Annotated in this window: 12 protein-coding genes; 4 read left to right on the top strand and 8 right to left on the bottom strand. The window is 70.9% G+C overall.

Features of this window, described 5'->3' with window-relative positions; genetic code table 11:
• The first annotated feature begins 9 nt into the window (after positions 1 to 9).
• The gene (locus ACN9MM_RS29065; RefSeq protein ID WP_426368854.1) at positions 10 to 993 is read left to right on the top strand and encodes an IS481 family transposase; all 984 of its coding nucleotides are present in this window, start codon (positions 10 to 12) and stop codon (positions 991 to 993) included.
• On the opposite strand, the gene ACN9MM_RS29060 is transcribed toward ACN9MM_RS29065, so the two are convergent.
• Positions 990 to 2,042, bottom strand: coding sequence for a CobW family GTP-binding protein (locus ACN9MM_RS29060; protein ID WP_426366663.1), 1,053 nt, complete (start codon positions 2,040 to 2,042; stop codon positions 990 to 992). The two genes, ACN9MM_RS29065 and ACN9MM_RS29060, sit on opposite strands and share 4 nt — an antisense overlap.
• Before the next feature lie 110 nt (positions 2,043 to 2,152).
• Here ACN9MM_RS29060 and ACN9MM_RS29055 point away from each other — a divergent pair, with 110 nt between their 5' ends.
• Positions 2,153 to 3,838, top strand: coding sequence for a sensor histidine kinase (locus ACN9MM_RS29055; RefSeq protein WP_426366662.1), 1,686 nt, complete (start codon positions 2,153 to 2,155; stop codon positions 3,836 to 3,838).
• Positions 3,835 to 4,524 carry a DUF7342 family protein gene (locus ACN9MM_RS29050; RefSeq protein WP_382868219.1) on the top strand — a complete coding sequence of 230 codons (690 nt, stop codon included), beginning with the start codon at positions 3,835 to 3,837 and terminating at the stop codon, positions 4,522 to 4,524. Before ACN9MM_RS29055 ends, ACN9MM_RS29050 begins: the two co-directional genes overlap by 4 nt.
• 45 nt (positions 4,525 to 4,569) lie before the next feature.
• Here ACN9MM_RS29050 and ACN9MM_RS29045 read toward each other — a convergent pair whose 3' ends face one another.
• From ACN9MM_RS29045 to ACN9MM_RS29025, 5 genes are all read right to left on the bottom strand, one after another.
• The gene (locus tag ACN9MM_RS29045; protein ID WP_426366661.1) at positions 4,570 to 6,162 is read right to left on the bottom strand and encodes a solute symporter family protein; all 1,593 of its coding nucleotides are present in this window, start codon (positions 6,160 to 6,162) and stop codon (positions 4,570 to 4,572) included.
• Complete coding sequence (locus tag ACN9MM_RS29040; RefSeq protein WP_426366660.1) at positions 6,159 to 6,689, bottom strand: DUF485 domain-containing protein; 531 nt, start codon at positions 6,687 to 6,689, stop codon at positions 6,159 to 6,161. Before ACN9MM_RS29040 ends, ACN9MM_RS29045 begins: the two co-directional genes overlap by 4 nt.
• 98 nt (positions 6,690 to 6,787) lie before the next feature.
• Positions 6,788 to 7,606: a response regulator gene (locus ACN9MM_RS29035; protein WP_426366658.1), complete on the bottom strand. Its 819-nt coding sequence runs from the start codon at positions 7,604 to 7,606 to the stop codon at positions 6,788 to 6,790.
• The gene (locus ACN9MM_RS29030) at positions 7,603 to 8,895 is read right to left on the bottom strand and encodes a sensor histidine kinase (protein ID WP_426366657.1); all 1,293 of its coding nucleotides are present in this window, start codon (positions 8,893 to 8,895) and stop codon (positions 7,603 to 7,605) included. Before ACN9MM_RS29030 ends, ACN9MM_RS29035 begins: the two co-directional genes overlap by 4 nt.
• Positions 8,896 to 8,992: 97 nt before the next feature.
• Positions 8,993 to 11,110, bottom strand: a complete 2,118-nt coding sequence (locus ACN9MM_RS29025; protein ID WP_426366656.1) for a DNA gyrase/topoisomerase IV subunit B — start codon at positions 11,108 to 11,110, stop codon at positions 8,993 to 8,995.
• Positions 11,111 to 11,541: 431 nt separating this feature from the next.
• Between ACN9MM_RS29025 and ACN9MM_RS29020 the strand changes: the two genes are divergently transcribed.
• A complete protein-coding gene (locus ACN9MM_RS29020) occupies positions 11,542 to 11,775 on the top strand; it encodes a DUF7455 domain-containing protein (RefSeq protein ID WP_030687247.1) in 234 nt (77 codons plus the stop codon).
• Between the two features lie 168 nt (positions 11,776 to 11,943).
• Here the strand turns inward: ACN9MM_RS29020 and ACN9MM_RS29015 are convergent, their stop codons facing one another.
• Both ACN9MM_RS29015 and ACN9MM_RS29010 read right to left on the bottom strand, forming a co-directional pair.
• Positions 11,944 to 12,762: a S1 family serine peptidase gene (locus ACN9MM_RS29015; RefSeq protein WP_426366654.1), complete on the bottom strand. Its 819-nt coding sequence runs from the start codon at positions 12,760 to 12,762 to the stop codon at positions 11,944 to 11,946.
• A gap of 143 nt (positions 12,763 to 12,905) precedes the next feature.
• Complete coding sequence (locus tag ACN9MM_RS29010; protein WP_426366652.1) at positions 12,906 to 14,450, bottom strand: RNA polymerase sigma factor; 1,545 nt, start codon at positions 14,448 to 14,450, stop codon at positions 12,906 to 12,908.
• Positions 14,451 to 14,779: the final 329 nt, after the last annotated feature.

Here is a 14,779-nt window from a genome sequence, read left to right as displayed (position 1 = left end):
GGGTGGGAGCTGTCTAGGAACTCACCGCACGGAGGTCTTCGTGCCCCACGTAATGCCCGGCTGACCGTCTTCGGTAGAAGACTGCTGGTCGAACGTGTCTGCTCAGGCCGTCCGGTCGCTCATGTGGCCGCCGAGATGGGCATCTCCCGGGCCACGGCCCACAAATGGATCCGCAGGTGGCGGGCCGAGGGAGACGCGGACCTGCACGACCGCTCCAGCCGGCCTCGCACGACACCGCACCGGACTGCGGCCGCGGTGGAAGACCGTGTCTGCGACCTGCGGCAGAGCCGCAAGCTCGGGCCGGCCCGGATCGGCCCGATCCTGGGCCTGCCCGCCTCGACCGTGCACCGGATCCTGACCCGCCACCGGCTCAACCGACTGGCCTGGCTCGACCGGCCGACCGGCACGGTGATCCGCCGCTACGAGCGCGACCGGCCCGGCGAGCTGATCCACGTGGACGTGAAAAAACTCGGCCGGATCCCCGACGGCGGCGGCCACAAGACCAACGGCCGCCAGGCCGGCCGTCCGATCCGCGGCATGGGCTACGACTACATCCACTCCGCCGTCGACGACCACAGCCGGCTGGCCTACAGCGAGATCCACCCCGACGAGAAGGTGGCGACCTGCGCGGGTTTCCTGGCCCGCGCGGCCGCCTTCTTCCACTGCCAGGGCATCGACCGGATCGAGCGGGTCCTGACCGACAATGCCTGGGCCTACCGCAAGGGCCTGGCCTGGAAGAACGTCCTGGCCGAGCTCGGCGCGACCGGCAAGCTCACCCGGCCCTACCGGCCCCAGACCAACGGCAAGGTCGAGCGCTTCAACCGCACCCTGCTCGACGAGTGGGCCTACCTACGGCCCTACACCTCCAACACCGAGCGGACCGAAGCCCTGGCAGACTTCCTCCACACCTACAACCACCACCGCTGCCACACCGCACTCGACGGACACCCACCCATCAGCCGCGTCAACAACCCTGCGGGTCAATACACCTAGGCCCGGTCCGGTTCCTCCTCGGAACGCTGCACGTACCGCAGGACGCCCCACATGCTGTGCTCGTCGGGGGCGTCCTGCGGGCCGTTCAGCTCGCAGGAGGCCAGTTCCTTGCGCAGTCCGGCCGCGTCGACGCCGGAGCCGATCAGGACGAGCTGGGTGAGCCGCTCCTCACCGGCGGGCCAGGGCTCGGGGTAGAAGCGCAGGAATCGGCCGACGGCGTGCACCGCGTAGCGGTTGGCCGGGTCGGCGGCGCCGAGGTCGACGAAGCCCTTGATCCGGTAGAGGCCCTCGGGGCGCGAGTCGAGGAAGGCCATCAGCCGGCGCGGGTGCAGCGGCGTCGAGGCCGTCACGGAGAGGCTCTCGTAGGCCGCGTGCGGATGGTCGTGGTCCTCGGCCCCGGAGCCGTACAGGATGTCCTCGATCGACATCTGGCCCTCGATCTCGCCCTCCGGCACGACCCGGTCGAAGAGCAGCTCCGGATCGACGCGCCCGTGGGAGGCCTCGACCACGGCGGCGCGCCCGGCGAGTCCGGCCACCGTCTCCCGTACGCCCCGCAGCTCGTCCGCGGACACCCGGTCCGCCTTGTTGACGACGACGAGGTCGGCGAGGGCGAGGTGCCGGTCGGTCCCGGGATGCCGCTGCCGGGTGGCGGCGAACTCGGACGCGTCGACGACCTGGACGAGTCCTCCGTACACGACCCGCTCGTTCTCGCTGGCGAGGACCATGCGGACCAGCTCCTCCGGCTCCGCGAGCCCGCTCGCCTCGATCACGATCACGTCGAGCCGGGACTCGGGCCGGGTCAGGACCTCCAGGTACTCGTCGAGCTCGCCGGCGTCGACGGCGCAGCACAGGCAGCCGTTGCCGAGGGAGACGGTGGAGCCGACCTGGCCGGCCACCGTCATCGCGTCGATGCCGATGTCACCGAAGTCGTTGACCATGACCCCGATACGGGTGCCCCGGGCGCTGCGCAGCAGGTGATTGAGGAGCGTGGTCTTCCCCGCCCCGAGAAACCCGGCCAGGACGACGACGGGGATCTGCTGCGTGGTCACGGGACGTACCTCCGGTTCCTTGGGCCCCACGGCCGTGGGAAACCCCCAGAATAGGCGCCCGGTCCGTCACCATTTCCGGTCACGGCGCGCGGCCGTCTACCTTTTCGGACATGAGCCCCGCACAGAGCAGCCCGCCGCGCCCCCGCGCGCGCCGTCGGCGGTTCGGGTGGCCACAGCGGGTGTTCTCGCAGGTCCTGCTGATGCAGCTGGCCATCGCGACCGGTGTGACCGTCCTCGCCACCGGCCTCTTCCTCGCCCCGCTGAGCGCCCAGCTCGACGACCAGGCCATGCGGCGCGCCTTGGCCATCGCCGGGACCACCGCCTCGCCCCGGCTGGCCGCGGACCTCACCGGCAGCCGGCCGTCCGCGCGGGGCCCGGTGCAGGCGGAGTCCGAGCGGATCAGGACCTCGACGGGCGCCGAGTACGTCGTGGTCATGGACACCCGCGGAGTGCGCTGGTCGCACACCGACCCCGCGCAGATCGGCCGGGTCGTCTCGACGGACCCGAGCGCCGTCCTCGCCGGGAACGAGGTCATGGAGATCGACAGCGGCACGCTCGGCCGCTCCGCGCGCGGCAAGGCACCCCTGCGGGACGCCGGCGGGCGGATCGTCGGCGCGGTCTCCGTCGGCATCGAGTACGACAGCGTCCGCGACCGGCTCCTCGCCGCCATCCCCGGCCTCCTCGCCTACGCCGGCGGCGCGCTCGCCGCCGGAGCACTCGCCGCGTACCTGATCTCCCGGCGGCTCCAGCGGCAGACCCACGACCTGGCCTTCTCCGACATCTCCGCGCTGCTCGCCGAACGCGAGGCCATGCTCCACGGCATCCGCGAGGGCGTCGTGGCCCTCGACCGCCACGGCTCCGTCCGGCTCATGAACGACGAGGCGCAGCGACTCCTCGGCGTCGGCCCCGAGGCGGCGGGCCGGCCACTCGACGAGGTCCTCGGCGGGGGCCGCACGGCCGACGTCCTCGCGGGCCGGGTCACCGGCGAGGACCTGCTCACCGTCCGGGGTCACCGGGTGCTGATCGCCAACCGGATGCCCACGGACGACGGCGGCGCCGTGGCGACCCTCCGCGACCGCACCGAGCTGGAACGCCTCGGCCGCGAGCTCGACTCCACCCGCGGCCTGATCGACGCGCTCCGCGCCCAGGACCACGAGCACGCCAACCGGCTGCACACCCTCCTCGGCCTCCTGGAGCTGGAGATGCACGAGGAGGCGGTCGAGTTCGTCACCGAGGTCGTCGGCGTGCACCGGGCCACCGCCGAGCAGGTCACGGAGAAGGTCCACGACCCGCTTCTCGCCGCGCTCCTGGTCGGGAAGGCGACCGTCGCCGCCGAGCGCGGCGTCTCGCTGCGGCTCGCGCCCGACTCCCTGCTCCCGGACCGGCTGGTCGACCCGCGCGAGCTGGTCACCGTCGTCGGCAACCTGGTCGACAACGCCCTGGACGCCGTCGCGGGCACCCCCGGCGCCCGCATCGAGGTCTCCTTCCGCGCCGAGGGCCGTACGGTGGTGCTGCGGGTCTCGGACAGCGGCCCGGGCGTCCCCGAGGACCGCCGCGAGCTGATCTTCACCGAGGGCTGGACGACGAAGGCACTGCCGTCCCACGGGAAGCGCGGCCTCGGCCTCGCCCTGGTGCGCCGGCTCGCCGAGCGCCGGGGCGGCACCGCCGGGGTCGTCGACGGCAGCGAGGGCGGCGCCGTGTTCACGGTCGTCCTCCCGGACGCCCTGACGGACCCGGAGCCCGCGACGGACGTGCCCGCGCCGCTCGCGGACAACGCCGAGGAGGCGACGCGATGATCGACGTCCTCGTGGTCGACGACGACACGCGTGTGGCGCGGATCAACGCCGCCTACGTCGCCAAGGTGCCCGGCTTCCGGGTCGTCGCCACAGCCCACTCGACCGCCGAGGCGCTCGCCGCCCTGGACGGACAGCCGGTGGACCTGATCCTCCTGGACCACTACCTGCCCGACGAGAACGGGCTCGCGGCGGTACGGGAGCTCCGCGCCCGCGGCCACCAGTGCGACGTGATCATGGTGACTGCGGCCCGTGACGTGGCCACGGTGCAGTCGGCGATGCGGCACGGGGCGCTCCAGTACCTGGTCAAGCCGTTCAACTTCGCCGGACTGCGCGCCAAGCTGGAGGCGTACGCGACGCTCCGCCGCACCCTGGAGAGCGGCGGCGAGGCGGAACAGGCCGAGGTGGACCGGATCTTCGGGGTCCTGTCGGCGGGCGCCGTCGCCCCCGACCTGCCCAAGGGACACTCCCCCACCACGGCCGAACTGGTCCGGCAGGTACTGCTCGCGGCCGACGGCCCGCTCTCCGCACAGGAGATCGCCGAGCGGGCCGGTGTCAGCCGCCAGACCGCCCAGCGCTATCTGAAGCTCCTGGAGCGCACCGGCCGGGTGCGTCTCTCCCTCCGGTACGGCGAGACGGGCCGCCCCGAGCACCGGTACGCCTGGGCGAGCTCACCGTCCGCCGGCTGAGGCCCGGCCCGGGAGCACCGGACCGGGCTCCCGCACGCGGGGCGGTCAGACGGCTCCCGCACCCGTCAGGGCCCGCACCTCGGTCTCCGCGTGCCGGGCCTCGTCGGGCGGCTCGGACGAGGTGACCGTACCGATCCATCCGGCGAGGAATCCGAGCGGGATGGACACCACTCCCGGGTTCTGCAACGGGAAGAGATGGAAGTCGACGCCGGGGAACAGCGATTCCGGGCTGCCGGAGACGACCGGGGAGAGCAGCACGAGCAGCACGGCCGGGATCAGGCCGCCGTACACCGACCAGACCGCGCCCCGGGTGGTGAACTTCCGCCAGAACAGTGAGTAGAGCAGCACCGGCAGATTGGCGGAGGCGGCGACCGCGAAGGCCAGGCCCACGAGGAACGCCACGTTGAGGTCGCGGGCGAGCAGCCCGAGACCGATGGCCGCCGCGCCGATCCCCGCGGCGGCGACCCGTGCCACGGCCACCTCGCTGTACTGCTTCGCGTGCCGGCGGCGCAGTGAGCTGTACAGGTCGTGGGCGACGGAGGCCGAGGAGGCCAGCGTGATCCCCGCGACGACGGCGAGGATGGTCGCGAAGGCGACGGCCGCGACGATCGCGAAGAGCACCGTGCCGCCGGTGGAGCCCGCGCCGCCCCCGAGGTCGAGGGCGAGCAGCGGTACCGCGGTGTTCCCGGAGGCGTTGGACGCCCGGACCTCGTCGGGGCCGATCAGCGCGGCCGCGCCGAAGCCGAGCACGATGGTCATCAGGTAGAAGCTGCCGATGAGCCCGATGGACCAGACGACGGAGCGCCGGGCGGCGCGGGCGGTCGGCACGGTGTAGAAGCGCGACAGGATGTGCGGCAGTCCCGCGGTGCCCAGGACGAGGGCGAGGCCGAGGCTGATGAAGTCGAGGCGGGCCGTCCAGTCCCCGCCGTAGCGCAGCCCGGGCGCCAGGAAGCCCAGACCGTGCCCGCTGCGCTCCGCCGCGGTGGAGAGCAGGCTGTTCACGTCGCCGTGGAACCGGAGCAGGACGAGGACGGTGAGCGTGACCGTCCCCGCCATGAGCAGGACCGCCTTGACGATCTGGATCCAGGTGGTGGCCCGCATGCCGCCGAGCGACACGTAGATCACCATCAGCGCGCCCACGCCGATCACCGTCCACGAGCGCGCCGCCTCGCTCGACCCCCCGAGCAGCAGCGCGACCAGGCTTCCGGCCCCCACCATCTGGGCCACGAGGTACAGCACGGAGACGGCCACCGAGGACGTCCCGGCGGCGATCCGCACCGGCCGCTCCGCCATCCGCGCGGCGACGACGTCGGCCAGCGTGAACCGCCCGCAGTTCCGGACCAGTTCGGCGACCAGCAGGAGCACGACCAGCCAGGCGACGAGGAAGCCGACGGAGTACAGCATGCCGTCGTAGCCGTACAGCGCGATCAGCCCGGAGATACCGAGGAAGGAGGCCGCGGACATGTAGTCCCCGGCGATCGCGAATCCGTTCTCCAGGGGCGAGAACAGCCGCCCTCCGGCGTAGAACTCCTCCGCCGAACCGTGCCGGTGACGGCTCACCCAGGTCGTGATCGCCAGGGTCACGGCGACGAACACGCTGAACAGCACGAGGGCCAGGGTCTGGTGGTCTCCGGTCACGACTGGGCCACCCCTCGGGTCATCTCCTGCGTGTCCCAGCGCAGTTCGAGGGCGGCCCGGTCCCTCCGCAGCCGAGCGTGGCGCGCGTACGCCCAGGTCAGCAGGAAGGTGGTGAGGAACTGTCCGAGCCCCGCGACCATCGCCACGTTCACCGCTCCGGCCACCGGCCGGGCCATGAGCCCGGGTGCGGCGGTCGCCGCCACCACATAGGCGAGGTACCAGAGGAGGAACGCCAGGGTGGCGGGGAAGACGAACCGGCGGTAGCGGCCGCGCACTTCCTGGAACGCGGGGCTCCGCTGCACTTCCAGATAGATCTCCGCCGTGCCGTGGACCCGCTGCCGCGGCACCGCGTCGTGCCGACCGTCACCGGGCCGACCGTGGCCGGGGAGGCCGTGGCCGGGGAGGCTTCCGCCGGGCGCACGGGCCGCCGCCTCCTCACCCCAACCGGAGGCCGTCGCGTCGTACCAGGGGTCGCCGACCGCCATCGCCGCGGCGTCACGCCCCTTCTGCTTGTCCACCTGCTCCACCGACCAACTCTCCTTGTCAGCGAACCGTTTCGGCCGCATGCACAAGGATGGACAGAGCGGGAAGATCCAGGACTCTTCTCCTCCCTCACTTCACCCCATCAGGTGACTCCTCTCCCAGGTGCCCTGACCAGACCGTGCTGATATGCGTACCGCACGGCCTGGACCCGGTCTCGTACTCCCGTCTTGGCGAAGAGATTGTTGATGTGAGTCTTCACGGTGGCCGTGGAGATCCTCAGCCGTTTGGCGATCTCCGGATTCGACAGCCCGTCCGCGACCAGCACGAGCACCTCCGTCTCCCGCTCCGTCAGACCGACGCCGTCCGGCCCGTCCGACCCGTCCGGCCCGGACGCCCCGCCCGGACCCGCCCGACGGTCCTGGCGGTCCGGGTGCTCCCGCCGATCCTGGTGGTCCGGGTGGTCCGGGTGGTCCGGGTGGTCCTGCCGGTCCCCGTCTTCCCGGCCTTCCCGGCCTTCCCCTTCGATCAGCCGCTCAAGGAGCCGCCGCTGCACGGAGGGGGAGAGCCCGGCCCGCCCGTCGATCACGTCCCGGACGGCCCGCTGGATCTCCTCCCCGCCGGCGTCCTTGGTGAGGTACCCGCGGGCCCCGGCCCGCAGCGCCGGGAACAGCGAGTCGTCGTCGGCGTAGGTGGTGAGCACGACGACCTCCGTCCCGGGGTGCCGGTCACGGATCCTGCGCGTGGCCTCGACGCCGTCGCAGCGGGGCATCCGCAGGTCCATCAGGACGACGTCGGGACCGAGCTCGGCGGTGAGCGCGACCGCCTCCTCCCCGTCCCGTGCCGCCCCGACGACCTCGATCCCGGGAAGCAGGCCGAGCAGCATCACGATCCCCTCACGCACGACGGCCTGGTCATCGGCGACGACGACCCGTGCGACGCGGTCGCGGTCCGCGGCGCTCACGCCGGCACCCGCAGCCGCACCGTGAACCCGGGTCCCTCTGGACCGGCGTCCAGGCTGCCGCCGAGCAGTTCGGCCCGCTCTCTCATGCCCAGCAGCCCGTACCCGGAGCCGGACGACCCGAGCTCCTCCCCCACCCGCGCGTCATCGTCCGTCCGGGGCGGCCCGGAGTCACGTATCTCCAAGGAGACGTCCTCCGTCCCGTAGGCGAGCAGGATCCGGGTCCTGGCACCCGGGGCGTGCTTGCGGACATTGGTGAGGGCCTCCTGCGCGACCCGCCGCACCGCCTGCGAGGCCTCGGCGGGCAGGTCCCGGCGCCGGCCGGTGACGTCGACCTCGGCGCGGTCCTCCCGCGCGAGCTCACGCAGATAGTCCTCGACCGGAGCCATGTCCCCTCTCAGGGCCGAGAGTGCGTGGCGGGTCTCGGCGAGCCCCTCCCTGGCCATGGACCGGGCCGAGGTCACGAGCTTGAGGATGTCCGCGCCGTCCGCCCCGGCCTCGATCTGGAGCCGAGCGACCTCCAGGTGCACCATCTGGGCCGAGAGGCTGTGCGCGAGCACGTCATGTATCTCCCGGGCGATCCTGGCCCGTTCGGCGAGCGCCGCCGAGGCGGCCTCCGCCTCCCGGGCGAGCCGCTCCTGGGCAAGCAGCTGGAACCCGGCCCCGCGCGCCTCGGCGTCCAGCCGGAGCGAGTAGCCGGCGAGCAGCACGGCCGCCGTGGTGACACCGGCCCCGAGGATCCCGGTCTCGTCGGCCTCCGCGAACCCGGCCGCGAGAACCGCCACGGTGGCCAGCCCCATGGGAAGCGGCAGCCGCTCCATCGCCGTGACCGAGACGACGATCCAGATCACCGTCGCCGGCGTCGGGGCACCCGCCGCGTAGGCGCCGAGGCCGCACAGCGCGATCACCCCGAGCAGCCCCAGCGAGGCCCCCAGCCGATGGCCGAGGGTCGTGTGGTGATAGCGCAGCGCCGCCGCCACGCAGAGCCCGAACCCCAGCGGGGGCAACGGCGCGTACCAGCCGTCGAAGGCCCCCGAGGTGTAGCAGCCGGTCACCACCAGGATGCTCAGGCCCGCGATCATGGTGTAGTCGAGGACGATCCGTCCCCGTGGCACCCCGACCCGGGTGAGTGCCTCCCGCGAGGGCCAGGAGGGCCCGTGCGCCACCGCGCCCGTCGCCCCTACCTGCTCGGTCGTTCCCGCCCAGGTCTTCGTACCCGCACTCGCCGACCCCGGCCCCGTGGCCGACCCCGACCCCGACGCCGCGGATCCTCGGCCGCGCATCTCGCCCATGTCCGTCCCCCTCCGACATCTTCATGTTACGGAGAGTCGTCGGCCGTGGGATCGGCCCGTGGGTGGAGCGTGTGGCTCCACCCACGGGTGGAGGCCGTCAGGCGTCGATGCGTGACCGGTCGAGGGTCGCCGCCGAGCCGGTGATGAACTCCTTGCGGGGCGCCACGTCGTTGCCCATGAGGAGATCGAAGACCTGCTCCGCCGCGTCCAGGTCGCCGATGTTGATCCGGCGCAGGGTGCGGTGACGCGGGTCCATCGTGGTCTCCGCGAGCTGGTCGGCGTCCATCTCGCCCAGACCCTTGTAGCGCTGGATGGAGTCCTTGTAGCGGACTCCCTTGCGCTGGAACTCCAGGAGGGTCTGCCGCAGCTCGTTGTCCGAGTACGTGTAGACGTACTTGTCCTGGCCCTTCTTGGGCTGGACGAGCTCGATCCGGTGCAGCGGCGGCACCGCGGCGAAGACCCGGCCGGACTCGACCATGGGCCGCATGTACCGCTGGAAGAGCGTCAGCAGCAGGCACCGGATGTGGGCGCCGTCGACGTCGGCGTCGACCAGGAGGACGATCTTGCCGTAGCGGGCGGCGTCGATGTCGAAGGTGCGGCCCGAGCCCGCTCCTATGACCTGGATGATCGCGCCGCACTCGGCGTTCTTGAGCATGTCCGAGACGGACGACTTCTGGACGTTGAGGATCTTGCCGCGGATCGGCAGCAGTGCCTGGAACTCGCTGTTCCGGGCGAGCTTGGCCGTACCGAGGGCCGAGTCTCCCTCGACGATGAAGAGCTCGCTGCGCTCCACGTCGTCGCTGCGGCAGTCGGCCAGCTTGGCCGGCAGGGAGGAGGACTCGAGCGCGGTCTTCCGGCGCTGCGCGTCCTTGTGCTGCCGGGCCGCGATCCGGGTGCGGGCCGCGGCGACGGCCTTCTCCAGGACGGCGCGGGCCTGCGCCTTGTCATCCCGCTTGGTCGAGGTGAGGAAGGTCTTGAGCTCCTTGGCCACCACGTTCGCCACGATCCTGCGGGCGGCGGAGGTGCCGAGGATCTCCTTGGTCTGCCCCTCGAACTGCGGCTCGGCGAGGCGGACCGTCACGACGGCCGTAAGCCCTTCCAGGGCGTCGTCCTTGACGATGTCGTCCTCGGCGACGCGCAGCATCTTGGCCGAGCGCAGCACCTCGTTCACCGTCTTGGTGATGGCCTGCTCGAAGCCGGAGACGTGGGTGCCGCCCTTGGGGGTGGCGATGATGTTGACGAAGGACTTGACCGTGCTGTCGTAGCCCGTGCCCCAGCGCAGGGCGACGTCGACGGCGAGTTCACGGGTGACCTCGGTCGGGGTCATGTGGCCGCGCTCGTCGAGGACCGGGACGGTCTCCTTGAAGGTGCCCTGGCCGGTGAGGCGCTGGATGTCGCAGACAGCCTTGTCCTGCGCGAGGTACTCGCAGAACTCGCTGATGCCGCCGTCGAAGCGGAAGGTCTCCTCGCTCTTGCCTACGCCGGCCAGGTCCCGCTCGTCGCGGACGACGATGGTGAGGCCCGGGACGAGGAAGGCGGTCTGCCGGGCGCGCTGGTGGAGCGTCTCCAGGGAGAGCTTGGCGTCCTTGAGGAAGATCTGCCGGTCCGCCCAGTAGCGGACGCGCGTGCCGGTGCGGGTCTTGGGGACGCGCTTGCCCTTGATCAGGCCGTTGGCCGGATCGAAGGGGCTGTCGGGGCCCTGCTCGGTGAAGATGCCGGGAACACCGCGGCGGAAGGAGATCGCGTGCGTCGCGCTGTTCCGGTCGACCTCGACGTCGAGGCGGGCCGACAGGGCGTTCACCACGGAGGCGCCGACGCCGTGCAGACCGCCGGACGCCGCGTACGAGCCGCCGCCGAACTTTCCGCCGGCGTGCAGCTTGGTCATGACGACCTCGACGCCGGAGAGCCCGGTCTTCGGCTCGACGTCGACCGGGATGCCGCGGCCGTTGTCCTGGACCTCGACGGAGCCGTCGTCGTGGAGGATGACTTCGATGTGGTCGCAGTAGCCACCGAGAGCCTCGTCGACGGAGTTGTCGATGATCTCCCAGATGCAGTGCATCAGGCCGCGGCTGTCGGTGGACCCGATGTACATACCGGGGCGCTTGCGGACCGCTTCGAGCCCTTCCAGTACGAGCAGGTGCCGCGCGGTGTAGTTGGAACCGTCACGGTCTGCGGTCAGCAGCGCACTGGACGGCACGGACGTCTCGGCGGTCACGCGGTTCGCTCCTCGCTGAATTTGAAATCTGGCCCGGTGGGGTAAGGCCCGGCATCGGTCACCGCACAGAGGGTACCGATGCCTGGTAGAGCCGTTGTAACGCCACCCTCCCCGATTCCTCATGCTAGTCCAGCCTCGTATGGATGTTCGATCCCTCGATGGGGTGACGTGAACATCACGTTCCCTTCCAGGCATGAACCATTTAGGCTCCGGGCACGTCCTCATGAACAACCGGCAACCGCCGGGAGGGCCAACCGACACAAGCAACGCGAAATCCGTAGAGCGACGCAATACGGCTCATTCGCCGCCAACCGGCAGCAGACAGCCACCTTGGGAAGAAGTTTCAAGGAAAAGCCACGAGCGGGAACGTTTTCGGCCTGGTTGGATGTTGACCCTGGTACGACAGCTCGTCGAGCTAGAGAAGAGGCGACGTGACTACTGTTCTGACCCCCGCGAGCCCCCTGACGGCCGCTGACCGCTGCGACCGCTGCGGCGCCCAGGCATACCTGCGTGTCGTCCTGACCAGCGGAGGTGACTTGCTCTTCTGCGCCCACCACGGACGCAAGTTCGAGCCGGAACTCAAGAAGATCGCCGTTGAGATACAGGATGAGACGGACCGGCTGACGGACGTGCCGGCCCGCACGATGGGCGAGGACCACGCCTGACGCGCCATCCACGACGAGCCCAGGGCCGGTCATTGATCGGACGGCGGGCGGTCACCCCCTTCGCGGGGTGACCGCCCGTTCTCGTACCCGTCGATGCCGTGTCCGGCATCGTCGTACCCGAAGGCCCTGTATCCGGCAGCCCGGCATTCAGGCGACCTCGCATCCGGCTCAGAAGCGCGCCGGAAGCACCTCGGAGACGCGCGTGTAGACGCCAGGGTTCTCGGCCTGCCCGCAGCCGCTCCCCCACGACACCAGGCCGACAAGCAGCCCCTTGGCCACCAGCGGACCCCCGCTGTCGCCCTGGCACGCGTCCTTCCCGCCCTGCGGGTCGCCGGCGCACAGCATCGTCCTGCGCTGGTAGCGGACACCGAAACCGCCCGGGTACGCACGCTCGCACGCCGTGTGCGGCAGCACCTGGACGCCCGCCGTCCGCAGCGTGGAGGCATAGGCCCCGTTGCCGGTGGTGTCGCCCCAGCCGTAGACGTCCGCCTCCGTCCCCGGTGCGTACGCCGCGTCTCCCGAGCGGGCGACGCCGATCACGTACGACTGCGGCAGCGCGCTCACGAGCGTCAGCACGGCCAGATCGCCCGAGTTGGTCGTCGGGTCGTAGTCCGGGTTGACCCAGGTGTCCGAGATCCGGACCTCCTGGCCCTCCTGTCCGCCCAGCGCCGCACGGCCCGCGATGACCACGAAGTCGCGGACCTCCCACGGCTCGCCGCCGAGCACCTCACGGCCCATGCAGTGAGCCGCCGTGAGCACCTTGGTCGGCGCGACGACCACACCCCCGCAGAACTGCCCCGCGCGCGTACCCCCGAACCGGTCACGGCTGGACAGCGCCACGACCCACGGCGCGTCCGTGATCTGGGCCGGCCGGCCGCCCACCACGACGCTGTCGGCGGCCACGGGACCGGCGGTGGCAAGCTGTCCCGCCGCCGCGGTGATCAGGCCCAGAGCACCCGTCAATGCTCGGGTGAGGGAACCACGCATGGAGCCTCCTGACTCTCCGGTGATGTCGGTTCACCCAGCGTCCAGCACGAGTCCCCGCCGTGCACCCGCGCAAAGCCGGAGGGCCCGGCTCCCCCTCTCGGGGAACCGGGCCCTTCCGTGTGCCGATGCCTACCTCGTACGGATCAGTCGAGGTAGTCGCGCAGGACCTGCGAGCGCGACGGATGACGGAGCTTCGACATCGTCTTCGACTCGATCTGACGGATCCGCTCGCGCGTCACGCCGTAGACCTTGCCGATCTCGTCCAGCGTCTTCGGCTGGCCGTCGGTGAGGCCGAAGCGCATGGAGACGACGCCCGCCTCACGCTCGGAGAGCGTGTCGAGGACGGAGTGCAGCTGCTCCTGGAGCAGGGTGAAGCTGACCGCGTCGGCCGGCACGACCGCCTCGGAGTCCTCGATGAGGTCACCGAACTCGCTGTCGCCGTCCTCACCCAGGGGGGTGTGGAGGGAGATCGGCTCACGGCCGTACTTCTGGACCTCGATGACCTTCTCAGGGGTCATGTCGAGCTCCTTGGCCAGCTCCTCCGGGGTGGGCTCACGGCCCAGGTCCTGGAGCATCTGGCGCTGGACGCGCGCGAGCTTGTTGATGACCTCGACCATGTGCACCGGGATACGGATGGTGCGGGCCTGGTCGGCCATGGCGCGGGTGATCGCCTGACGGATCCACCAGGTGGCGTACGTGGAGAACTTGTAGCCCTTGGTGTAGTCGAACTTCTCGACGGCGCGGATCAGACCCAGGTTGCCCTCCTGGATCAGGTCCAGGAAGAGCATGCCGCGGCCGGTGTAGCGCTTGGCCAGCGAGACCACCAGACGGAGGTTGGCCTCCAGGAGGTGGTTCTTGGCCCGGCGGCCGTCCTCGGCGATGATCTCCAGCTCGCGCTTGAGCTTCGGGGCGAGCTTGTCGGAGTTGGCGAGCTTGTCCTCGGCGAACAGACCGGCCTCGATGCGCTTGGCGAGCTCGACCTCCTGCTCGGCGTTGAGCAGCGGGACCTTGCCGATCTGCTTGAGGTAGTCCTTGACCGGGTCGGCGGTGGCACCGGCGACGGCGACCTGCTGCGCCGGAGCGTCGTCCTCGTCCTCGTCGGACAGGACGAAGCCCTTGCTCTCGCCCTCGGTCTCCTCTTCCTCACCCTTGCCGGGCGCCACGTCCTCGATGAGCTCCTCGCCCTCGGCGAGCTCGTCGTCCTTCTTGGACGTGGTCTTCTTGGCCGCCGTCTTCTTGGCGACGGTCTTCTTGGCGACCGCCTTCTTCGCGACGGTCTTCTTCGCGGCCGCCTTCTTGGCGGGCGATCCGGCCTCGTCGGCCGGGTCGGTGCCCTCTGCCGCGGAGGCCGTGGAGGCCGAGACGGTGGTCTTCGTCACGGTCGTCCTGGCGGTGACGGTCTTGGTGGCGGTGCGCTTGGCCGGGCTCTTCGCCGCGACGCTCTTGCGGGCGCGCTTCGGCGACTCCGCTGCACTGACCATCAGCGTCACACCCTCTTCCTCGAGGATCTGATTGAGGCTGCGCAGAACATTCTTCCACTGGGTTGGCGGAATCTGGTCAGCTTCGAAGGCCCGACGCACGTCATCGCCGGCGATCTGCCCATCAGCCTTTCCCCGCTCGATGAGCGCCATCACAGACTCGGACTCGGCGATCTCCGGCGGGAGCGTACGGGATGTGCTGGCCGACACGAACAACCTCTCGGAACGATGGAAACGGCTTCCGGCCCCGCCCTGGATCGGGTTGGAGCCGACGACCGTCGACGGGGAATGTGTCGACGGCGCGGGTTGGACCGGGGAACTGCACAGCGCCTCCACGGGCTGCTGTATTCCTTCCTCGGCTGTCACCTCTTAGGTCATCGCACGGCTCGGAGGAGTGTTACGCCCAATCTTCGTGGCCCGAGTCACACCTCATTTGCGACGTAACACCCAGAGCGTCCGATCACTACACATTGTGCCGCCGGAACCCGGGCGCCACCCGGGGAGACCCTCTCGGCCCCCCGGGTGGTGCTCGGACCCGG

The organism is Streptomyces sp. E-08 (assembly GCF_049913095.1).
GTDB lineage: Bacteria > Actinomycetota > Actinomycetes > Streptomycetales > Streptomycetaceae > Streptomyces.
This window is presented reverse-complemented; position numbering and strand designations above follow the sequence as displayed.